Below are 18,808 nucleotides of genomic sequence, written 5' to 3' on the forward strand. Positions count from 1 at the left end.
CTTAACCCTTCTTCTTCGCGTGACGGCTACGGATGATGAACTTGTCCGTCGCCTTGTTGTGACGGGTGCGAGCACCCTTGGTCGGCTTGCCCCACGGGGTGACCGGATGACGGCCGCCCGAGGTCCGGCCCTCACCACCGCCGTGCGGGTGGTCGACCGGGTTCTTGGCGACGCCGCGGGTCAGCGGGCGCTTGCCCATCCACCGGGTGCGGCCCGCCTTGGCAAAGGTCTGGTTGGCGTTGTCCGGGTTGGACACCGCGCCCACCGTCGCCATGCAGTCGGAGCGCACATAGCGCTGCTCGCCTGAATTGAGCCTGACGATGACCATTCCGCGGTCACGGCCGACGACCTGCACATAGGTGCCTGCCGCACGAGCGATCTGACCGCCCTTGCCCGGCTTCAGCTCGACGTTGTGAACGATCGTGCCGACCGGCATCTGGCCAATTTCCATGGCGTTGCCCGGCTTCACGTCGACCTTCTTGCCGGCGATCACCTTGTCGCCCGGAGCGAGACGCTGCGGAGCGATGATGTAGGCCTGCTCGCCGCCCTCGTAAGTCACGAGCGCGATGAAGGCCGACCGGTTCGGGTCGTACTCGAGCCGCTCGACGGTCGCCGCGACGTCCCACGTGCGACGCTTGAAGTCGATGTAGCGGTACTTTTGCTTGTGGCCGCCCGCGATGCCGCGCGAGGTCACGTGACCCTTGTTGTTGCGGCCGCCGGTCTTGCGCTTGCCTTCGGTCAGCGCCTTGACGGGCTTGCCCTTCCACAGCGCCGACTTGTCGACGAGGATGAGGCCGCGGCGCGCCGGAGACGTCGGCTTGTATTGCTTGAGTGCCATTAGCCCCGAACCCCTTCGGTAATGTCGATCGGATCCTGACCTTCGGCCAGCGTCACGATCGCCTTCTTGCTGTCGGAGCGCTGATAGGGCTGGCCCTTCCAGCGCTTGCTCTTGCCCTTGGAGACGATGGTGTTGACGCTCGCGACCTTGCGGCCAAACAGCGCTTCCACCGCAGCCTTGATCTCGGGCTTCGACGCGTCCTTCGCGACCTTGAAGACGACTGCATTCTGCTCCGCGAGCAGGGACGACTTCTCGGTGATGTGCGGGGCGACGATCACGTCGTAGTGACGCGTATCGACCGCTGCCTGCTGCTGCTTCTTAGCCATTGAAACGTGCCTCCAGGCGCTCGACCGCCGCCTTGGTCAGGACCAGGGTCTCGCAGCGCATGATGTCGTAGACGTTGGCGCCGACCGCCGGGAGCAGGTCGACATTGCCGAGGTTCGACGAAGCGCGGGCGAAACCGACGTTCAGCGCGTCACCGTCGATGACCAGCGCGGTCTTGCCGAGGTTCAGGCCGCTGAGCTTCGACTTCAGCTCCTTGGTCTTGCCGTCCTTCAGATCGAGATTGTCGACCACGATCAGCTGACCGCCGAGAGCCTTCGACGAAAGCGCCATCTTCAGGCCGAGCGCGCGAACCTTCTTGTTCAGCGAGGCGCTGAACACGCGGGCACGCGGGCCGTGGGCCTTACCGCCGCCGATGAAGATCGGAGCGCGGCGATCGCCGTGACGAGCCGTGCCGCCGCCCTTCTGCCGGCCGAACTTCTTGCCCGTGCGGGCAACGTCGCTGCGCTCACGCGCGGCGCGTGCCGGAGCACGGCGGTTGACGAGCTGCCATGTGACGACGCGATGCAGGATGTCGGCGCGCGGCTCGACACCGAAGATCTCGTCGTTGAGCTCGAGGTCGCCCCCGCTCTTCGCGTCGAGGGTCTGTACCTTGACCTTCATCGCTTAGCCTTCCTTACCTTCGTCGGAGGTGCCGGCATCGCCCTCAGCGGTCGTCTGACCGGCCTCGGCATCCGTGCCCTCGCTTGTCTCTGCAGCAGCGCCAGCTTCCTGCTCGGCCGCGATCGCAGCCACTTCCTCGTCGCTCGGGAGCGCCGGGATCTCGTGGACTGCGCCCTCGTCGACCAGGCCCGCCGGAGCGTGATCCTGCTCGGCAACCGGCTGTGTGCTCTCGAGGATGCCCGCCGGGTAAGGCGCGCTCTCGTGAAGCGGAAGCTTGATGGCGTCGGCGACGGTCACCCATGCACCCTTGTGCCCGGGGACCGAGCCCTTGATGAACAGCAGGCCGCGGATCGGGTCCGTGCGGACGACCTCGAGGTTCTGCTGAGTGCGGTTGCGGGCGCCCATGTGACCGGCCATCTTCTTGTTCTTGAAGACGCGGCCCGGGTCCTGGCGGTTACCCGTCGAACCGTGCGAACGGTGCGACACGGAGACGCCGTGGGTGGCGCGCAGACCGCCGAAGCCCCAGCGCTTCATGGCGCCGGCGAAGCCCTTGCCCTGCGTCACGCCGGAAATGTCGACCAGCTGGCCAGCAACGAAATGCTCCGCGCTGATGCGGGAGCCGACGTCCAGAAGCGCGTCTTCGGCAACGCGGAACTCGACGACGCGAGCCTTGGGCTCGACTTCGGCTTTGCCGAAAGCAACGCGCTGCGGCTTGGCGAGGTTCTTCGCCTTCGCAGTGCCTGCTCCAAGCTGGACGGCGGTGTAACCGTCCCGATCCAATTCGCGGCGGCCGACGACCTGCACCTCGTCCAGCTGCAGAACGGTAACCGGCACATGCCGACCGTCTGCCTGGAACAGGCGGGTCATTCCGACCTTCTTCGCGATCACGCCAGTGCGCATGATCTATTGCTCCTCACAGAGGCCCGCGAGACAATCCCGCGGGCTTGTAGCCCCGAAAAATGATGCGTGCCCCGCCTGGGCTAGTGCTCCGCGATGCGGAACGGCGGGGACGCAGCCGGAGCTAGCGCTCCGCGGTATCACCCTATGTCCGAGAGGCCTGGGCCTCTCCGGTGTCGCCCCGGGTGGGGACGACGCTGGCTGTTAGGCCAGCTTGATCTCGACGTCTACGCCGGCGGCCAGATCGAGCTTCATCAGCGCGTCGACCGTCTGCGGCGTCGGCTGCACGATGTCCAGCAGCCGCTTGTAAGTCCGAACCTCGAACTGCTCGCGCGACTTCTTGTCGATGTGCGGCGAACGGTTGACGGTGAACTTCTCGATACGCGTCGGCAGGGGGATCGGACCGCGAATGAGTGCACCCGTACGGCGCGCCGTGTCGGCGATGTCGCCAGTGGCCTGATCCAGCACTCGATGATCGAAAGCCTTCAGGCGAATACGGATATTCTGCGTTTCCATGTCCCTACCGATGCGAAAGAGCCTGCTTTTCACCGCCGAGGCGGATCGAAGCTTTCAAACCAAAAGCGGGCCAGCCCGACAGCTTACCGCCGCGCCTCCCGAACGTCTTACTTCTAAAGCGAGCCGCGCGACCCTGTTGGACAGAATCGCGCGGCAACCGCCCTATATTACTTGGTGATCGTTCCGACAACCCCTGCGCCGACGGTCCGGCCACCTTCGCGAATTGCGAAGCGGAGACCCGGATCCATGGCGATCGGAGCGATCAGCTTGACGCCCAGGCTGACGTTGTCGCCCGGCATCACCATCTCCGTGCCTTCCGGCAGCTGAACTTCGCCCGTCACGTCGGTCGTGCGGAAGTAGAACTGCGGACGGTAGTTCGCGAAGAACGGCGTGTGACGGCCGCCCTCGTCCTTCGACAGGACGTAAACTTCCGCCTGGAAGTCGGTGTGCGGAGTGATCGAGCCCGGCTTACAGAGAACCTGGCCGCGCTCGACGTCCTCACGGCCGATGCCGCGAAGCAGCGCGCCGATGTTGTCGCCGGCCTGGCCCTGGTCGAGCAGCTTGCGGAACATCTCGACGCCGGTGACGACGGTCTTCTGGGTGTCGCGGATGCCGACGATCTCGACTTCCTCGCCAACCTTGACGATGCCGGTCTCGACGCGGCCGGTGACGACCGTGCCGCGGCCCGAGATCGAGAACACGTCTTCGATCGGCATCAGGAACGGCTTGTCCAGCGGACGCTCCGGCTGCGGGATCCAGTCGTCGACGGCCTTCATGAGCTCCATGATCTTCTCGTCGCCGATGTTGGCGTCGCGGTCTTCGAGAACCGCGAGAGCCGAGCCGGCCACGATCGGAATGTTGTCGCCGTCGAAACCGCGCTTCGAGAGCTCTTCACGAATTTCCAGCTCGACGAGCTCGAGCAGCTCGGGATCGTCAACCTGGTCGACCTTGTTCAGGAAGACGACCATGGTCGGAACGCCGACCTGCGCCGCGAGAAGGATGTGCTCCTTGGTTTGCGGCATCGGGCCGTCGGCAGCCGACACGACGAGGATCGCGCCGTCCATCTGGGCGGCACCGGTGATCATGTTCTTCACGTAGTCGGCGTGGCCCGGGCAATCGACGTGCGCATAGTGGCGCTTCTCGGTCTCGTACTCGACGTGAGCCGTCGAGATCGTGATGCCGCGCTCGCGCTCTTCCGGCGCCTTGTCGATGTTGGCGAAGTCGACGGCTTCACCGCCGCCGTGCTTCGACAGCACCTTGGTGATTGCAGCCGTCAGCGACGTCTTGCCATGGTCGACGTGACCGATGGTGCCGATGTTGCAGTGCGGCTTATTCCGCTCGAATTTAGCCTTCGCCATTTTACGCCTCTTCTTCTCTGAAATCCGGGCGGCCCGCCCGTATCGCGGACGCGCCCATAGCTAACAAAAAACGGTTACGCCAGCTTCGCCTTCACCTCGTCGGCGACGTTCTGCGGCACTTCTTCGTAGTGCGAGAACTGCATCGTGTACTGCGCGCGACCCTGAGTGAACGAACGCAGCTGGTTCACGTAGCCGAACATGTTGGCCAGCGGGACCATGGCCTCGACCGCCTGCGCATTGCCGCGGGTGTCGGTGCCCTGGATCTGGCCACGGCGGGAGTTGAGATCGCCGATGACGTCGCCGAGGTAATCCTCGGGGGTCACGACCTCGACCTTCATGATCGGCTCGAGAAGCTTGATGCCCGACTTCTGAGCGGCTTCGCGCATTGCACCGCGACCGGTGATTTCGAACGCAAGCGCCGAGGAGTCGACGTCGTGGTACTTGCCATCGAGCAGGCGGATCTTGAAGTCGATGATCGGGAAGCCGATCAGCGAGCCCGTCTCAGCCGTCTCGCGCATGCCCTTCTCGACCGACGGGATGTACTCGCGCGGGATGTTGCCGCCCTTGATCTCGTCGAGGAACTCGATGCCGCTGCCGCGCTCACCGGGCTCCAGCGCAACCTTCACCTCACCGAACTGGCCGGAACCGCCCGACTGCTTCTTGTGGGTGTAGGTCAGCTCGACCGGACGGGCGAGCGATTCACGGTACGCAACCTGCGGAGCGCCGACGTTCGCCTCGACCTTGAACTCACGCTTCATGCGGTCGACGAGAATCTCGAGGTGGAGCTCGCCCATCCCCTTGATGATCGTCTGACCGGATTCGTGGTCCGTGGTGACGCGGAAGCTCGGGTCCTCGGCGGCCAGGCGATTAAGGGCGACGCCCATCTTCTCCTGGTCGGCCTTGGTCTTCGGCTCCACGGCGACCTCGATGACCGGGTCCGGGAATTCCATGCGCTCGAGGATGATCGGCTTGTTCGGGTCGCACAGAGTGTCGCCCGTGGTCGTCTCCTTGAGGCCCGCGATCGCGACGATGTCGCCGGCATAGGCCGTATCGACGTCTTCACGGTTGTTCGCGTGCATGAGCAGCATGCGGCCGATCTTCTCCTTCTTGTCCTTCACCGAGTTCAGGACCGTGCCCTTCTCGAGCTTGCCCGAGTAGATGCGCGTGAAGGTCAGAGTGCCGACGAACGGGTCGTTCATGATCTTGAACGCCAGCGCCGAGAAAGGAGCCGCGTCCGACGCCTCGCGGGTGTCGGTTTGCTCGTTGTCCGGGTTGATGCCTTCGACCGGCGGAATGTCCAGCGGGCTCGGCAGGTAGTCGACGACCGCGTCGAGCAGGGGCTGAACGCCCTTGTTCTTGAACGCGGAGCCGCACAGCACCGGCACGAACGAGAAGTTCAGCGTGCCCTTGCGGATCAGCTTCTTCAGCGTCGCGACGTCCGGCTCGTTACCCTCGAGGTACTGCTCCATGACCGCATCGTCCTGCTCGACGGCGATCTCGATCAGCTCCTGGCGAGCGGCTTCGGTCTCGGCCTTGAGGTCGGCCGGAATCTCTTCGTAGACGAACTTCGCGCCCAGGCTTTCGTCGAGCCAGATGATCGCACGGTTCTCGACCAGGTCGACGAGGCCCTTGAAGCCGCCCTCGATGCCGATCGGAAGATACAGAACGGCCGGGCGAGCTCCCAGGCGATCCTTGATCATGCTGACGCAGCGCTCGAAGCTCGCGCCGGTACGGTCGAGCTTGTTGACGAAGCACATGCGCGGAACGCTGTACTTCTCGGCCTGCCGCCACACGGTCTCTGACTGCGGCTCAACGCCGGCAACGCCGTCGAAGCAGGCGACCGCGCCGTCGAGCACGCGCAGCGAACGCTCGACTTCGATGGTGAAGTCGACGTGGCCCGGCGTGTCGATGATGTTGATGCGGTGTTCGGGGCCCTTGCCCTCTTCGGCGCTCCAGAAGCACGTGGTCGCAGCCGACGTGATCGTGATGCCGCGCTCCTGCTCCTGCTCCATCCAGTCCATCGTCGCAGTGCCTTCGTGCACTTCGCCGATCTTGTAGGACTTGCCGGTGTAATAGAGGATGCGCTCGGTCGTCGTCGTCTTGCCGGCGTCAATGTGCGCCATGATGCCGATGTTACGATAGCGTTCGAGCGGATGGCTGCGGGCCATTTCGAATTTTCCTTAGCGATGTGGGGAGCCGGCGGATCCGGCTTCCCCAGATATAGGTACGAAAGTTACCAGCGCCACCCCTCGGCGGAGCCGGTGGGAACTACCAGCGATAGTGGCTGAAGGCGCGGTTCGCTTCGGCCATGCGATGGGTGTCTTCGCGCTTCTTCACGGCGTTACCGCGGTTCTGCGACGCATCCATCAGCTCGCCCGAGAGGCGCGCCGACATCGTCTTTTCAGAACGGGCGCGAGCGGCCGAGATCAGCCAACGGATGGCGAGGGCCTGAGCGCGCTCGGTGCGGACCTCGACGGGAACCTGGTAAGTCGCACCGCCGACGCGGCGGCTGCGGACCTCGATGCCGGGCTTCACGTTGTTGAGCGCGTCGTGGAAGACCCCGATCGGGTCCTTTTTGAGGCGGGTCTCAACATTGTCGAGAGCGCCGTAGACGATGCTCTCGGCGACCGACTTCTTGCCGTCGAGCATGACCGAATTCATGAACTTCGACAGCACGACGTCCCCGAACTTCGGATCGGGGAGGATTTCGCGCTTTTCTGGGCGGCGACGACGGGACATTGGATTGTTCCTTTCTCTTCAGCCGTGTCCGGCACTCGGCCGGGGCTTACTCGCTGCGATTACTTGGGACGCTTGGCGCCGTACTTGGAACGGCTCTGCTTGCGGTCCTTGACACCCTGGGTGTCGAGAACGCCGCGGAGCACGTGATAGCGGACACCCGGAAGGTCGCGCACACGGCCGCCGCGGATCAGCACGACGCTGTGCTCCTGGAGGTTGTGGCCTTCGCCCGGAATGTAGCTGATGACTTCGCGCTGGTTCGTCAGGCGAACCTTGGCGACCTTGCGAAGCGCCGAGTTCGGCTTCTTCGGGGTCGTGGTGTAAACACGAGTGCAGACGCCGCGCTTCTGCGGGTTCTGCTCCATTGCAGGGACCTTCGACTTGGCCTTCTGCGGTTCGCGACCCTTGCGGATCAGCTGGTTGATCGTTGGCATGAAGCCCTTCACCTTTATGTTGCCGGAAAGCCCGGCGGTTACTTTGCCCAAAGCAAAAGCGCGAAGTCCTGGCGGCAGCATGGCCACCCGGCCTTCACGTCTATGAGCAATGTTCAGCTCTGCCCGTCAGGGGAACGAAGTCGCAGCCCCGCGGACGAGCGGCCACATAGCGAGGGTGCCCCGAAGCGTCAACGCCTTGGACGGCTTATTCGATGGGAGCTTCGGCTCCGCCCTGCCGCGGCTTCGGCTTGGGTCCCTTGGGCGATAGCGCCGCGGCAGCGGCGCCGCCACCGCCCTTCTTGCGCTTCTTCTTGTCCTTCTTGCGCTTCTTGCCCGCTTCCTCTGCGCGTTGGTCCCAGCCGGCCTGCTTGCCCGAATGAGCGGAGTCCATCTCTTCCTGGGCGCGCCTCAATTCTTCTTCGACCTCGCGGCGTGCTTCCTCCATCTCCTCATGGGCGCGTCGCATGTCCTCCTCGATTTCACGGCGGGCCTCCTCCATCTCCTGATGCGCCTGGCGCATCTCTTCCTCGATCTCGCGGCGGGCTTCTTTCGATCCCGGAGCGGGCCTCGCCCATGGCCGCTCTACTGTATCAGTGCCATAACACACTAGAGCGTTTCGACCAACGGCGTTTCCCGACGAAAACGCCCCGCGGACCGACAAACGGCCTCAGTCGAACTCGGCCCGCTTCCAGTCGAACTCGGCGGGCAAACGAGGAGCAACAAGCGCATCCACCATCCTGCCCAAAAGGGAGAAACGGGATGACACAACTCGCCTTCATCGCCGCGATGGCTTTGGCTCTTGGCTCCACGCCGACGACCGCGCAGATCGGGGCGGCTCAGCAGCAAAAGGCCGAGAAGGCCCAGCCGGCCGACCAGAAGAAATATTGCCTGGAGTATGACGACACGGTCGGCAGCCGGATCGCCAAGCAGGAATGCCACACCCGCAAGGAGTGGTCCGACCGAGGCGTCGACCTTAGCGACTACCTCAAGAAATAGAGTTCCGCGACGGACCGGCGGAACAGGGGGCGGCTGCGGGTTGTTGACCCGCGGTCGCCCACACGCGGGACGGTTGCGATGCTTCGAGCGCTCATTCCACTGCTGCTCTGTTCGGCTCTCACCAGTTGCGGAGCTACGAACGAGCAGCCGGCGAAGTCCGCACCGAACTTCACGATTTCGAGCACCGCCTTTGCCGACGGTGCCGCAATCCCCGCACAATTCACCTGCGATGGCGCGGGCCAGGCACCGTCACTGCGATGGACCGATCCCCCGCAGGGTACGAAGAGCCTCGCCCTGATCGTCGACGATCCCGACGCGCCCGGCGCCACCTTCGGCCATTGGGGAGCCTTCAACATCCCAGCGGATACGCGGTCCCTCAACGGCTCATTTGCCCAGGCGGTGAACGACTTCGGACAGCCGGGCTATGGGCCCCCCTGCCCGCCCAAAGGCAATGGCGTGCACCACTACCGCTTCAGGCTGCTCGCGCTCAGCGTCGACCGCCTGGGCCTCTCCAATCCGAAGGTTAGGCAACTCGAAGCCGAGGCGGCGAAGCATGCGATTGGCGAGGCTCGGCTCACCGGCGTTTACGAACGCAACTGATCAGCCTAGCGGCTGATCTTGTACCTCGGCACGAAGCGCTCGCGCGGAACTCCGCTGACCGAATAGAGGCGTTCGGTGGGCAGTTTCACCGTCTGCCCGCTGCGCTCCAGTTTGTAGTCGTAAACCGCGCCCAGAAGGCCGGACATGGCCGTTCCCTCGACGCGCGCGCCGAGCGCATCGAAGCCGATCGCAAGGCCTTCGCCCATGCTCCCCGTCCAGCGGCCGACCAGCACGGTCGGACGACCCGCATGATGCTTCCCGGCGCGCGGGAGCACCTGCTCGAGCCACTGGCGCGGAATGCCGGTCTCGCGCTCTTCGGTCGGCAGGCGGTGCACCTGGTACGAGCTCGGCTTGGTGACGAACCAGCCCATGATCGCACGCGCCACGGTCGTGTTTCCGCCACTGGCCGTGTCCCTCAGGTCGAGGACTAGGCGCTCGCCTGGCTTGGCGCTCGCCATGGCCTGATCGAATGCGGCGATCGTCGAATTGCCGCCCAGGGAATCGTTGAACCGGATCGTCAGGCCGTGCGGGCCTCGAACGACGGACAGCGCCGGGCGGTCTCCGCTTCTAGCAGCATAGAGATTGGGCAGCGTGAAGGATCGCTCAGACGCTCCGTGCCGGATCGTCAATTGACGTTCGCGGTCTCTCCGGCTCGCCGCAAGAACCCGCGCCGCATATCCATCACGGTCGCCACCGCCTGTCGTTCCGAGGTCCGCCCAGAAGTCCGCGACCGCTTGCCCGATCGGCACGCCGCCGACGCCGCTCAGACGATCGCCCGCCTGGATTCCCGCCTTCTCGGCCGGACTCCCTTGCCTGACCTGCTCGATCACGAAATCGGCACCGCGCCGTTCCACCCACAGGTCGGAGTAGCTCGGCACCACGGCCCAGCTGTCCTTGAGCGAACTTCCCGTGATCGCGTGATGATCCGCGAGCAGGCTCAGGGCTCGTTCGGAATAGCGCGTCAACTCTCTGGCCGTCGTGACCTTCTCCGCTTCCGCGCGGAGCTTGGCGGTCAGCGGCATTCGCTCGCCGGGGAAGCGCTCCAGGTAGGCGTAATTCTTGTTGACCAGCGCTTCGATGGACCGCGCGTCGGCCGCATAGTCCGCCGGCTTCAGATCGTCGGCAGCGACCAGGAGCAGGGCAGCGGGGACGAGCGCGACGTGCAATGGCAGGAAGACACCCACCGCCCGACGCTACGCACGGCGCGGCCAAAAAAGAAGAGGCGGCCCCGAAGGACCGCCTCCACTCCACTGCACTCAGACTGGAAGTTACGCCATCTGAGGAAGACGCGCCGTGCGGCGAGACTTGCGGAGCGCGAAGCCAGCCGCGCCGAAGCCGACCAACATCATCGCCCAAGTCGTCGGCTCGGGAACGCCGCCACCGGAACCGGTGGTATAAAGCGCTGCATTCGAGAAGCCGCGGATGTTGTCCAGCACGACCGAGCTGGCGCCTTCAGTACCGAAGTCGAAGAGCCAGAACACCGACACGTTGCCGCTGTTGCCCAGGTTGTCCTGGATGTTGCCGAAGTGCGCGCCGATGATCGTCTGCCCGAACAGGGTCTCGCCGAAGTTCAGCTCGTTGCCGTTCGTCAGAGAACCTATGACGTTTCCGTCATTGACCAGGCCGGTCCAGTTACCGTCCCAGGTGAACGTTCCGGGAAGTGCGGCGATGGCGCTTTGCTGCAGCCCGATGTCGGTCGAGTTCCCGCTGAGAACATTGCCGCTGTAATAGCCTTGGCACGCGGTCGCGTCCGGCGTCGTCAGTGTGATGTCGCAGCCGCCGAGAAAGTCGCCATTCGCGGCGGAAGCAGGGGCCGACACGCCAATCGCGGCGGCAGCCAGTAATACAGGCCCAAGGACCTTCGAGAGCGAGCGACGCATTGTCCTACCCTTTTGACAGGCTCGATCCCCCCATTGGGAGCGAGCGGCCTTATTGGTTAAAGCCGCGTTAACTAATCTTGAGTGTGACGAAGGTTCCGGCTGTCCCACAATAAAACCCGGGCGTTGCGGGCATGCTTCGCCAAGCCGAGGCTGATTAGCGACGACACGCGACTACTCGGTGGTAGCGCCGTCCCATTCCTCCGCGTGGTGCCGTTTATCGGCTTCTGCCTTGGTGCGTTGGACGACCTTGTCCTTGTGCTCGGGCGGGCCGTAGACCGTGTAGAGGCGGAGCGGCTCCAAGCCAGTATTGCGCACGTTGTGGCGAGCGCCAGCCGGCACGATTACCGCGAAATCGTCCATGACCGGGTTCTCGCGCCCATCGATGTCGATAGTCCCCTGCCCTTCCTCGATCCGGAAGAACTGATCGCGGTCCTCGTGCACTTCCTCGCCGATCTCGTCGCCCGGCTGGAGGGTCATGAGCACGAGCTGCAGGTGCTCACCCGTATAAAGAACGCGGCGGAAGTCTTCGTTGTCGATCGTCAGCCGGTCGATGTCGTCGCAAAAGCCGCGCTTCATGGGTGTGCCTTCTCGTTTGAAAGTCGATCAGACACACAACAGCCTGACACGGATGTTGTTCACGAGCGCCGCTATTTCAGCGGATCGTGACCCCAGTTCATGAGCGAGTAGCGCCAGCGCGACGTGACCTTGTTGGACGGCTCCTGCGCCGAGTGGCGGCGGACGTACCCGACGACCTTCCGCATATGCGCATAGTCGTCGTCGGTAAGCTCCGCCTTGCGCCTGCCCAAGAGCGTGACGATGCGCCGTCCGCTCGCATGTCCGACACTCTCGCGAGCCGCGCCGTCTTGGCCCTTCCAGCCGACGGACTTGCTCTCTTCCGTTTGCAGCCAAGTGCGGAGCTCCGAGGCGGTCATGTTCACCGCCTCGGAGAAATCCTTACGCACCTTGGCGCGATCAAACCCGGGCACCTTGCCCTAACAGCTGAAGCGCCGCCCCTGCTCAAGCTGGCCGAAAGGCGGTGCTAGCCGCCTGTCTGATTGAGCTGGCGCAGATCCGCCTCGTTCATCACGGCATCGTCGCTGTTGATCGTGGTGCTGAAGTTCTCGGCGTCGAGGTTGGAATCGGCGGACACGCCGTTTCCTTCCGGTGCGTCGCCCCCGCCGCAGGCGGACAAGGTGAGCGCGAGCGAGGCCGCGAGGACGAACGTCGGGAGTTTCATCGAAAGTACCTGATCTGCGAAAGGACGTTTACGGCAGAACAATCGGGGTCCGGCCGCCGTTCCAGCATCAACGCTCGTGCGGAATGAGCTGGCCACCCTTGATGACCGCTGCCGGATGCTCCAGCACGCGGACGTCGCTCAACGGATCGCCGTCCACCGCGACCAGGTCGCCAAAGCGTCCGACCTGGATGACCCCGACGTCGTTGCGGCCGAGGGCCTCCGAGGCATTTAGCGTCGCCGCCTGAATCGCCTCGAGTGGGCTCATTCCGTACTGGACCATCACCGCGAACTGCTGCCCGACCATCGAGTGCGGCATCACGCCCGCATCCGAGCCGAAGATCATGCGAACGCCCGCCGCATGCGCCTTGCGGAAGTTGTCACGCTGGATCTGCCCGATTTCGCGATCCTTGCGGATGTTCTCTTCGAGCGTGCCATTCTTCTTGCCCTCGGCCTGCGTGTAGTCGGTGTTCTTGATGTCCATCGAGAACCAGACCGGCCGCTTGCGTGCCTTGGCGAGCTTGATGCTTTCATCGTCGAGAAGGCTGGCATGTTCGATCGTGTCGATGCCGGCACGGATGGCGGCGTTGATGCCGCTCGCGCCATGAGCGTGTGCAGCGACGCGCAGGCCCTGCATGTGCGCCTCATCCGCGATCGCGCGAAGCTCGTCTTCCGTCAGCTGCTGCTGGCCCGGCGTATCCCCCCGCGAGAAGACGCCGCCCGTCGCACAGACCTTTATGACCTCGGCACCGAACTTGCGCTGGCGGCGGACCTGGTACTTCAGCTCCTCCTCGCTGTCGCCGATGCCCTCTTCCTTGGTCGGCTTCTGGAGTTCGGGCGGAAGATAGGTGTCGTCGCAATGACCGCCGGTCGCGCCGAGCGCATGGCCCGCCGGAACGATGCGTGGACCGATGACATAGCCCGCCTCGATCGCCTGCTTCAGCCCCACGTCCGCCCACTCGCCCGAGCCGACGACGCGCATCGTCGTGAAGCCGCCGTCGAGCATGTCGCGAGCGGTCGACGTCGCGACGATCGGCCAGAAGCTGCCGGTATATTCGAGGAAGCGATAGCCGCCGATATCCGCCGGCCCGAGGTGCGTGTGCATGTCGATCAGGCCGGGAAGGATCGTCCGATTGCCGAGTTCGATGTGCTTGACGTCCGACCCCCACCGAACCGTCCGCGCGTCGGCAATCGAAGTGATATGCCCCCCGTCGTCAACGAAGATCGCGGGGCTCGGCACGTACCGGCCGGTCTGCACGTCAAGGTAGCGTTCCGCCGTGATCACCGTCGCTGCACTCGCAGGCGCGGCAAAGGAAAAGGCCGCAGCAGCGGCGAGCAACATGCGCTTCATCAAAATCCCCCCCGTTTAAATTCGTCAGATGTGGATGACCCGGCCGAACGCCGCGAGGACGCTCTCGTGCATCATCTCGCTGAGCGTCGGGTGCGGGAAGACGCTTTGGATGAAGTCGTCCTCCACCAGCTCGGCAGTCTTGCCGATCGTGTAGCCCTGGATCAGCTCGGTGACCTCGGCGCCGATCATGTGCGCGCCGAGCAGCTCGCCGGTCTTCGCGTCGAAAACCGTCTTCACGAAGCCGTCGACCTCGCCAAGCGCGATGGCCTTGCCGTTGCCGATGAAGGGGAACTTGCCGACCTTCACCTCATAACCCGCTTCCTTCGCCTTCGCTTCGGTCAATCCGACCGACGCGACCTGCGGGCGGCAATAAGTGCAGCCCGGGATGTTTTCCGGGTCGGTTGCGTGCGGGTGCGCGTCCTTGTTGCCAAGCTCCTTCGCGATGGCCTCGGCCGCCGTCACGCCCTCGTGGCTGGCCTTGTGCGCGAGCCAGGGCGGCGCAGTGACGTCGCCGATGGCCCAGATGCCCGGCACGTTGGTGCGGCACATGGTGTCGGTGTCGATATGCCCCTTGGTCGTCTTCACGCCGAGTGCTTCGAGCCCGATGTTTTCCGTATTCGGGACGATGCCCACGGCCACGATGGCGTGGCTGAAGCGGTGCTCGGCGGACTTGCCGTCCTTGGTCTTGATGACCGCCGCGACGCCCTTGGCATCCGCCTTCAGGCTTTCGACGCCCGCGGACGTCAGCACCTGCATGCCCTGCTTCGTCACTTGCTTCTCGAGAAATGCGCTGACCTCCGCATCCTCGACTGGGACGATGCGGTCGAGCATTTCGACCACCGTCACCTTGGCGCCGAGATCAGCATAGAAGCTCGCGAACTCGATGCCGATCGCGCCGGATCCGATCACCAGGAGCTCGGTCGGCATTTCCTTCGGCGTCATCGCGTGGCGGTAGGTCCAGATGCGCTCACCATCGGCCTTGGCAAACGGCAGGTCGCGCGCCCGTGCGCCCGTCGCCACGATGATGTGCTTGGCCTGGAGTTCGGTGGCTTTGCCGTCCGCACTCGTGACTGACAGCTTGCCCTTCGCCGTGATTTTCCCCTCGCCCATGTGCACGGCGATCTTGTTCTTCTTCATCAGGTGCGTGACGCCCTGATTGAGCTGCTTCGCCACCGCGCGGCTGCGAGCGACGACCTTGTCGATCTTGAAGCCAGCCTTGATGGATTCGAGGCCGTAGGCGTCGGCGTGCTGAATCTGGTGGAAGACCTCGGCCGTGCGCAACAGCGCCTTGGTCGGAATGCAGCCCCAGTTGAGGCAGATGCCGCCGAGGTTCTCGCGTTCGACGATCGCGGTCTTGAGACCGAGCTGCGCGGCGCGGATCGCAGCCACATAACCGCCCGGACCCGAGCCGAGCACGAGTACGTCGTAGGATTCAGCCATTGGTATTCGGTCCTTCGATCTCACGGGGCCTGTCGTTTTCGTCGAGCGCGACGAACTTGAAGCGGCCCCATGCAACTTGCGTCTCGGTATCGCCGTGGCGTTCGCGGGAAACCGCCTCCGCCCGATAGGTGAGCGATGTCCGTCCGCTTTCAAGCAGCTCCACGTAGACGGAGACTTCGTCGCCGACGCTCGGAGCACCCTTGAAGCGAAGCTCGTCCGCCGCGACCAGCACCGCCTTGCCGCGCACCACACGCGAAGCCTCGCTTCCCGCGCCCAGCGCCATCTGGCTGATCAGCCAGCCGCCGAAGACGCCACCGTACGGATTGAGATGCGTCGGCATCGCCGTTGCGCGAATGACGGGAACGCGGTCAGTCATAGTAAGAACGCCTGTCAGGATGTCGCTCTACGAATGCCCACCAAAGTAACGCGGACACACAGCCGAGCGAGGCTCCCAATGCAACAAAGGGGAACTGCCAAAATCCCCAATTAGCCACGATAGGTATCAGCGCGCCTCCAGCTGCACCGACGAGTGCGAGCAAAACAGGATTACCAGGAGCCAATCGCCTCGACACCCAAAGCAGCGGAACCCCCAGAACGATCCCCGTTGGGATTCCGATCAGGCATACGAAAAACGAGTAGAACGTGGCGACGTGCCAATTGTCCGACGAGACCAGGACGAATGCCGCCACGAGGAAGAAATCAATCAAAGCTATCAGAGCGATGTAGCGCACGCGCTCAGCGACTGTGCCAGTTGAAGAATACGCGCAGGCCGATCGCCGAGGCCAGGAACAGCGGTATCGAGAACAATAGTCCCGGCGAGCCTTCGAGCGGGCGGATGGTTCCCCACTTCGCAAACGAACTCATCCAGGCGCCACCCTGGCCGCCCAGCGCAAGCGGCAGTGCGAAGCCGAGGATCGCGCCGATGGCCAGGGCCGTCAGCCACTTCATTTAGGCCAGCATCCCCAGCGGGTTCTCGACCAAGCGCTTGAACGCCTGCATCAGCTTCGCTCCGTCCGCCCCGTCGATCGCGCGGTGATCGAAGCTTCCCGTCGCAGACATCACCGTGGCAATCTGCAGGCTGTCGTTGATCACATAGGGGCGCTTCTCGCCCGCGCCGATGGCCATGATCATGCCTTGCGGCGGATTGATCACGGCTTCGAACTGCTTGATGCCGTACATGCCCATGTTCGACAGGCTGGCGGTGCCGCCCTGATATTCGGTCGGCTGAAGCTTGCCTTCCTTCGCGCGGGCGGCAAGGTCCTTCATCTCCGTCGAGATCGCCGACACGCTCTTCGTGTCAGCCCCGACGATGATCGGCGTGATCAGGCCGGCCGGGATCGACACGGCGACCGAAACGTCCGCACGGCTGTACTTGAACAGCTGGTCGCCAGCGAAGCTTACGTTGCACTCCGGCACTTCGATAAGCGCCTGCGCGAGCGCCTTGATCAGCAGATCGTTGACCGACAGCTTCACGCCGCGGCTTTGAAGCCCCGCGTTGAGCTCGCCGCGCAGCTTCAGGAGCGCGTCGAGCTGGATGTCGACCGTCAGGTAGATGTGCGGGATCTGCTGCTTCGATTCCGTCAGCCGACGAGCGATCGTCTTGCGAATATTCGAAAGCTTGATCGCCTCGTGCGGGATCGCCTGCTCGATCGGTCCCGGCATGACAAGGTGCGTCGAGAGCCCGGGAGCGGCCTGAGGCGCGGCCGCCGGAGCGGCTGCCGGCGCTGCAGCCGGGCCCTTGCCCACCGCCGCATCGACGTCGGCGCGGACGATCCGGCCGCCGGGGCCGCTGCCCTGCAGTCCAGCGAGATCAATATTCTGGGACTGCGCGATGCGGCGCGCCAGCGGCGATGCCTTCACGCGGTCGCCCGCGGACTTTTGTGCCAACGCCGCCGGCTGCGGCGCAGGAGGCGGAGACTTCGGCGTTGCGTCTGCCTTCGGTTCTGGAGCCGCAGGCGCCGGGGCGGCGGCCGGAGGCGTATCGGCCTTCGGCGCCGCAGTGGCTGCAGCACTCGCGTCCTCGCCTTCACCGGCCAGAATCGCGATCGGCGCGCCGACCTTCACACCGTCCGTGCCTTCCGGGACCAGGATCTTGGCGATCTTGCCCTCGTCGACCGCTTCGAATTCCATCGTCGCCTTGTCGGTCTCGATCTCCGCGAGAATGTCGCCCGACTTCACCTCGTCGCCTTCCTTGACGAGCCATTTGGCGAGCGTGCCCTCCTCCATCGTCGGGGAAAGGGCGGGCATTTTGAGTTCGGTCGGCATGAGCGTCTTTCCGCTTGGCAGGCTCGCGGGCACAAAGCCAATGCGGCGGTCCGGGTCAAGGCCCAGCCAACGCACGAACGATGCTGCTTGCGCTGAACGCCGGTTTCACGCAGCAATTGCTGCGGATGCCAGGGGACGAACCGAAACGTACCTATCTCGTCGTCATCGACGACAGCCAGGAGGCGCGCGTCGCGCTTCGCTTCGCTGCCCGCCGCGCGATCAAGACCAATGGCGACGTCGAAGTCCTCGCGGTCGTCGAGCCCCAAGATTTCGTCCAGTGGGGCGGTGTGCAGGCGGCGTTCGAGGAAGAGCAGCGCCTGCGCATCGAAGGCGTGGTCAGTGGCTCCATCGGCGAGATCATGGATGAGACGGGCGTGAAGCCGCAGATCGTCATTCGGTCCGGCGAGCCGAGCAAGGTCGTCCGCGAATATTTCGGCGAGCGGCAGGAAATTGCCGCGTTGGTGCTCGGAGCGGCGCCCTCGGGGAGCCCGGGCCCGCTGGTAGCGCACTTCACGGGACCCGATTCAGGCAAGCTTCCCTGCCCGGTGATGATCATCCCGGGATCGTTGAGCGACGAACGGCTGGAGCAGCTGAGCTAAAGCATTCTCTGCACAGTTTTTGCCTAATTCTGTTTACTACGAATGAGCATTGACCCCACTCACGGATCGTGAATGATCCGCCCGCCCGAGTTCTGGGCTGTTCAAGGGGGGATTACATGAATCTCAAAGTTGTTGTGGCTTGCGGCATTGCCGCGAGCTGCCTGTCTGTACCTGCGTTCGCCGAAACCACGCCGGCAGTGGAAGCCGCTCCCGTCGCCGCAGTCGCCGCGACGCCAGGCTCGCCCATCGTCGCCCAGGCGCTGCCGCAAGTCGGTCCCGGCTCGGCATTGCCCAGCAACACCGACATCTGGGTCACGCTCGACAAGAAGCTGGACTCGCATGACGTGAAGGTCGGCGATCCGCTGACGTTCAAGGTCGCGCGGGACGTCATGCTCGGCAATTACATCGTGATTCCGCGCGGCACTCCGGCAGCGGGCCGCATCTCCATGCGCTCCGGCCGTGGCGCCTTCGGCAAATCGGCAAAGCTGGAATTCGACATCGAGACGATCACGCTTTCGGGACACGCGATCCCGGTGAGCGGGCACTTTCGCCTGGCCGGTGACGGGAACACCGGCGCGACGATCGGCGCAGTTGCTGCGGCCGGCGTCATCGGTGGTCTTTTCGTGAAGGGTCGCAGCGCGGTTGCCGCTGAGGGCTCCGAGTGGAAGGTCGCAACGAAGGAGCCGCTGCCGATCTCGGTCGGCGCGGCTCAGTAAGGA

24 protein-coding genes are annotated in these 18,808 nt (G+C 64.3%); 4 read left to right on the plus strand and 20 right to left on the minus strand.

The annotated features are described in order from the left end of the window. Position 1: 1 nt before the first annotated feature. From rplB to LZ016_RS08700, 10 genes are all read right to left on the minus strand, one after another. A complete protein-coding gene (rplB, locus tag LZ016_RS08655) occupies positions 2 to 838 on the minus strand; it encodes a 50S ribosomal protein L2 (RefSeq protein ID WP_241446980.1) in 837 nt (278 codons plus the stop codon). Then, the gene (locus LZ016_RS08660) at positions 838 to 1,164 is read right to left on the minus strand and encodes a 50S ribosomal protein L23 (RefSeq protein ID WP_241446981.1); all 327 of its coding nucleotides are present in this window, start codon (positions 1,162 to 1,164) and stop codon (positions 838 to 840) included. The genes rplB and LZ016_RS08660 overlap by 1 nt, the downstream gene beginning before the upstream one ends. Continuing rightward, positions 1,157 to 1,783, minus strand: a complete 627-nt coding sequence (gene rplD / locus LZ016_RS08665) for a 50S ribosomal protein L4 (RefSeq protein WP_241446982.1) — start codon at positions 1,781 to 1,783, stop codon at positions 1,157 to 1,159. Before rplD ends, LZ016_RS08660 begins: the two co-directional genes overlap by 8 nt. A gap of 3 nt (positions 1,784 to 1,786) precedes the next feature. Continuing rightward, entirely contained in the window at positions 1,787 to 2,683 is an 897-nt protein-coding gene (rplC, locus tag LZ016_RS08670) for a 50S ribosomal protein L3 (protein ID WP_241446983.1), read from the minus strand. 201 nt (positions 2,684 to 2,884) lie between these two features. Beyond that, a complete protein-coding gene (rpsJ, locus tag LZ016_RS08675; RefSeq protein ID WP_044450118.1) occupies positions 2,885 to 3,196 on the minus strand; it encodes a 30S ribosomal protein S10 in 312 nt (103 codons plus the stop codon). Between the two features lie 167 nt (positions 3,197 to 3,363). Next, on the minus strand, positions 3,364 to 4,554 hold the full coding sequence (gene tuf, locus LZ016_RS08680; RefSeq protein WP_241446984.1) for an elongation factor Tu: 1,191 nt from the start codon (positions 4,552 to 4,554) through the stop codon (positions 3,364 to 3,366). A gap of 74 nt (positions 4,555 to 4,628) precedes the next feature. Further along, the gene (gene fusA / locus LZ016_RS08685; protein ID WP_241446985.1) at positions 4,629 to 6,722 is read right to left on the minus strand and encodes an elongation factor G; all 2,094 of its coding nucleotides are present in this window, start codon (positions 6,720 to 6,722) and stop codon (positions 4,629 to 4,631) included. A 100-nt stretch (positions 6,723 to 6,822) separates the two neighbouring features. Further along, on the minus strand, positions 6,823 to 7,293 hold the full coding sequence (rpsG, locus tag LZ016_RS08690; protein ID WP_241446986.1) for a 30S ribosomal protein S7: 471 nt from the start codon (positions 7,291 to 7,293) through the stop codon (positions 6,823 to 6,825). Between the two features lie 59 nt (positions 7,294 to 7,352). Beyond that, entirely contained in the window at positions 7,353 to 7,724 is a 372-nt protein-coding gene (gene rpsL, locus LZ016_RS08695; RefSeq protein WP_147044308.1) for a 30S ribosomal protein S12, read from the minus strand. Between the two features lie 205 nt (positions 7,725 to 7,929). Further along, the gene (locus LZ016_RS08700) at positions 7,930 to 8,244 is read right to left on the minus strand and encodes a hypothetical protein (RefSeq protein ID WP_241446987.1); all 315 of its coding nucleotides are present in this window, start codon (positions 8,242 to 8,244) and stop codon (positions 7,930 to 7,932) included. A gap of 239 nt (positions 8,245 to 8,483) precedes the next feature. Between LZ016_RS08700 and LZ016_RS08705 the strand changes: the two genes are divergently transcribed. Continuing rightward, entirely contained in the window at positions 8,484 to 8,720 is a 237-nt protein-coding gene (locus tag LZ016_RS08705; RefSeq protein WP_241446988.1) for a hypothetical protein, read from the plus strand. A 78-nt stretch (positions 8,721 to 8,798) separates the two neighbouring features. Beyond that, positions 8,799 to 9,320, plus strand: coding sequence for a YbhB/YbcL family Raf kinase inhibitor-like protein (locus LZ016_RS08710; protein ID WP_241446989.1), 522 nt, complete (start codon positions 8,799 to 8,801; stop codon positions 9,318 to 9,320). Positions 9,321 to 9,325: 5 nt separating this feature from the next. Here LZ016_RS08710 and LZ016_RS08715 read toward each other — a convergent pair whose 3' ends face one another. The 10 genes from LZ016_RS08715 to LZ016_RS08760 all read right to left on the minus strand — a co-directional run bounded on the left by LZ016_RS08715 (position 9,326) and on the right by LZ016_RS08760 (position 17,490). Further along, positions 9,326 to 10,504, minus strand: a complete 1,179-nt coding sequence (locus LZ016_RS08715; RefSeq protein ID WP_241446990.1) for a PDZ domain-containing protein — start codon at positions 10,502 to 10,504, stop codon at positions 9,326 to 9,328. Positions 10,505 to 10,588: 84 nt separating this feature from the next. Beyond that, complete coding sequence (locus LZ016_RS08720; RefSeq protein ID WP_241446991.1) at positions 10,589 to 11,200, minus strand: PEPxxWA-CTERM sorting domain-containing protein; 612 nt, start codon at positions 11,198 to 11,200, stop codon at positions 10,589 to 10,591. Between the two features lie 171 nt (positions 11,201 to 11,371). After that, the gene (locus LZ016_RS08725; protein WP_241446992.1) at positions 11,372 to 11,776 is read right to left on the minus strand and encodes a cupin domain-containing protein; all 405 of its coding nucleotides are present in this window, start codon (positions 11,774 to 11,776) and stop codon (positions 11,372 to 11,374) included. Positions 11,777 to 11,847: 71 nt separating this feature from the next. Further along, positions 11,848 to 12,186, minus strand: coding sequence for a DUF3140 domain-containing protein (locus tag LZ016_RS08730; RefSeq protein WP_366512895.1), 339 nt, complete (start codon positions 12,184 to 12,186; stop codon positions 11,848 to 11,850). A gap of 53 nt (positions 12,187 to 12,239) precedes the next feature. Continuing rightward, positions 12,240 to 12,437, minus strand: a complete 198-nt coding sequence (locus tag LZ016_RS08735; RefSeq protein ID WP_241446994.1) for a hypothetical protein — start codon at positions 12,435 to 12,437, stop codon at positions 12,240 to 12,242. A gap of 67 nt (positions 12,438 to 12,504) precedes the next feature. Next, the gene (locus LZ016_RS08740; protein ID WP_241446995.1) at positions 12,505 to 13,785 is read right to left on the minus strand and encodes a Xaa-Pro dipeptidase; all 1,281 of its coding nucleotides are present in this window, start codon (positions 13,783 to 13,785) and stop codon (positions 12,505 to 12,507) included. 24 nt (positions 13,786 to 13,809) lie between these two features. Then, positions 13,810 to 15,225, minus strand: a complete 1,416-nt coding sequence (lpdA, locus tag LZ016_RS08745) for a dihydrolipoyl dehydrogenase (RefSeq protein WP_241446996.1) — start codon at positions 15,223 to 15,225, stop codon at positions 13,810 to 13,812. Next, complete coding sequence (locus tag LZ016_RS08750; RefSeq protein WP_241446997.1) at positions 15,218 to 15,601, minus strand: acyl-CoA thioesterase; 384 nt, start codon at positions 15,599 to 15,601, stop codon at positions 15,218 to 15,220. Before LZ016_RS08750 ends, lpdA begins: the two co-directional genes overlap by 8 nt. A gap of 359 nt (positions 15,602 to 15,960) precedes the next feature. After that, positions 15,961 to 16,173 (minus strand): hypothetical protein, encoded by a 213-nt coding sequence (locus LZ016_RS08755; protein ID WP_241446998.1) that lies wholly within the window; start codon positions 16,171 to 16,173, stop codon positions 15,961 to 15,963. Continuing rightward, a complete protein-coding gene (locus LZ016_RS08760) occupies positions 16,174 to 17,490 on the minus strand; it encodes a pyruvate dehydrogenase complex dihydrolipoamide acetyltransferase (RefSeq protein WP_241447497.1) in 1,317 nt (438 codons plus the stop codon). It lies immediately after the preceding gene. 125 nt (positions 17,491 to 17,615) lie between these two features. On the opposite strand from LZ016_RS08760, the gene LZ016_RS08765 reads away from it, so the two are divergent. Next, positions 17,616 to 18,089, plus strand: a complete 474-nt coding sequence (locus LZ016_RS08765) for a universal stress protein (RefSeq protein ID WP_241447498.1) — start codon at positions 17,616 to 17,618, stop codon at positions 18,087 to 18,089. Between the two features lie 116 nt (positions 18,090 to 18,205). Beyond that, entirely contained in the window at positions 18,206 to 18,805 is a 600-nt protein-coding gene (locus tag LZ016_RS08770; RefSeq protein ID WP_241446999.1) for a hypothetical protein, read from the plus strand. The last annotated feature ends 3 nt before the right edge of the window (positions 18,806 to 18,808 follow it).

It is taken from the genome of Sphingomonas telluris, assembly GCF_022568775.1.
GTDB lineage: Bacteria > Pseudomonadota > Alphaproteobacteria > Sphingomonadales > Sphingomonadaceae > Sphingomicrobium > Sphingomicrobium telluris.

Bases quoted from the DNA above. Each gene is read 5' to 3' on its own strand.
- rplB (WP_241446980.1), bottom strand. From the start codon at position 838: ATGGCACTCAAGCAATACAAGCCGACGTCTCCGGCGCGCCGCGGCCTC.
- LZ016_RS08660 (WP_241446981.1), bottom strand. From the start codon at position 1,164: ATGGCTAAGAAGCAGCAGCAGGCAGCGGTCGATACGCGTCACTACGAC.
- rplD (WP_241446982.1), bottom strand. From the start codon at position 1,783: ATGAAGGTCAAGGTACAGACCCTCGACGCGAAGAGCGGGGGCGACCTC.
- rplC (WP_241446983.1), bottom strand. From the start codon at position 2,683: ATGCGCACTGGCGTGATCGCGAAGAAGGTCGGAATGACCCGCCTGTTC.
- rpsJ (WP_044450118.1), bottom strand. From the start codon at position 3,196: ATGGAAACGCAGAATATCCGTATTCGCCTGAAGGCTTTCGATCATCGA.
- tuf (WP_241446984.1), bottom strand. From the start codon at position 4,554: ATGGCGAAGGCTAAATTCGAGCGGAATAAGCCGCACTGCAACATCGGC.
- fusA (WP_241446985.1), bottom strand. From the start codon at position 6,722: ATGGCCCGCAGCCATCCGCTCGAACGCTATCGTAACATCGGCATCATG.
- rpsG (WP_241446986.1), bottom strand. From the start codon at position 7,293: ATGTCCCGTCGTCGCCGCCCAGAAAAGCGCGAAATCCTCCCCGATCCG.
- rpsL (WP_147044308.1), bottom strand. From the start codon at position 7,724: ATGCCAACGATCAACCAGCTGATCCGCAAGGGTCGCGAACCGCAGAAG.
- LZ016_RS08700 (WP_241446987.1), bottom strand. From the start codon at position 8,244: ATGCGCCAGGCGCATCAGGAGATGGAGGAGGCCCGCCGTGAAATCGAG.
- LZ016_RS08705 (WP_241446988.1), top strand. From the start codon at position 8,484: ATGACACAACTCGCCTTCATCGCCGCGATGGCTTTGGCTCTTGGCTCC.
- LZ016_RS08710 (WP_241446989.1), top strand. From the start codon at position 8,799: ATGCTTCGAGCGCTCATTCCACTGCTGCTCTGTTCGGCTCTCACCAGT.
- LZ016_RS08720 (WP_241446991.1), bottom strand. From the start codon at position 11,200: ATGCGTCGCTCGCTCTCGAAGGTCCTTGGGCCTGTATTACTGGCTGCC.
- LZ016_RS08725 (WP_241446992.1), bottom strand. From the start codon at position 11,776: ATGAAGCGCGGCTTTTGCGACGACATCGACCGGCTGACGATCGACAAC.
- LZ016_RS08735 (WP_241446994.1), bottom strand. From the start codon at position 12,437: ATGAAACTCCCGACGTTCGTCCTCGCGGCCTCGCTCGCGCTCACCTTG.
- LZ016_RS08740 (WP_241446995.1), bottom strand. From the start codon at position 13,785: ATGAAGCGCATGTTGCTCGCCGCTGCTGCGGCCTTTTCCTTTGCCGCG.
- lpdA (WP_241446996.1), bottom strand. From the start codon at position 15,225: ATGGCTGAATCCTACGACGTACTCGTGCTCGGCTCGGGTCCGGGCGGT.
- LZ016_RS08750 (WP_241446997.1), bottom strand. From the start codon at position 15,601: ATGACTGACCGCGTTCCCGTCATTCGCGCAACGGCGATGCCGACGCAT.
- LZ016_RS08755 (WP_241446998.1), bottom strand. From the start codon at position 16,173: ATGAAGTGGCTGACGGCCCTGGCCATCGGCGCGATCCTCGGCTTCGCA.
- LZ016_RS08760 (WP_241447497.1), bottom strand. From the start codon at position 17,490: ATGCCGACCGAACTCAAAATGCCCGCCCTTTCCCCGACGATGGAGGAG.
- LZ016_RS08765 (WP_241447498.1), top strand. From the start codon at position 17,616: ATGCCAGGGGACGAACCGAAACGTACCTATCTCGTCGTCATCGACGAC.
- LZ016_RS08770 (WP_241446999.1), top strand. From the start codon at position 18,206: ATGAATCTCAAAGTTGTTGTGGCTTGCGGCATTGCCGCGAGCTGCCTG.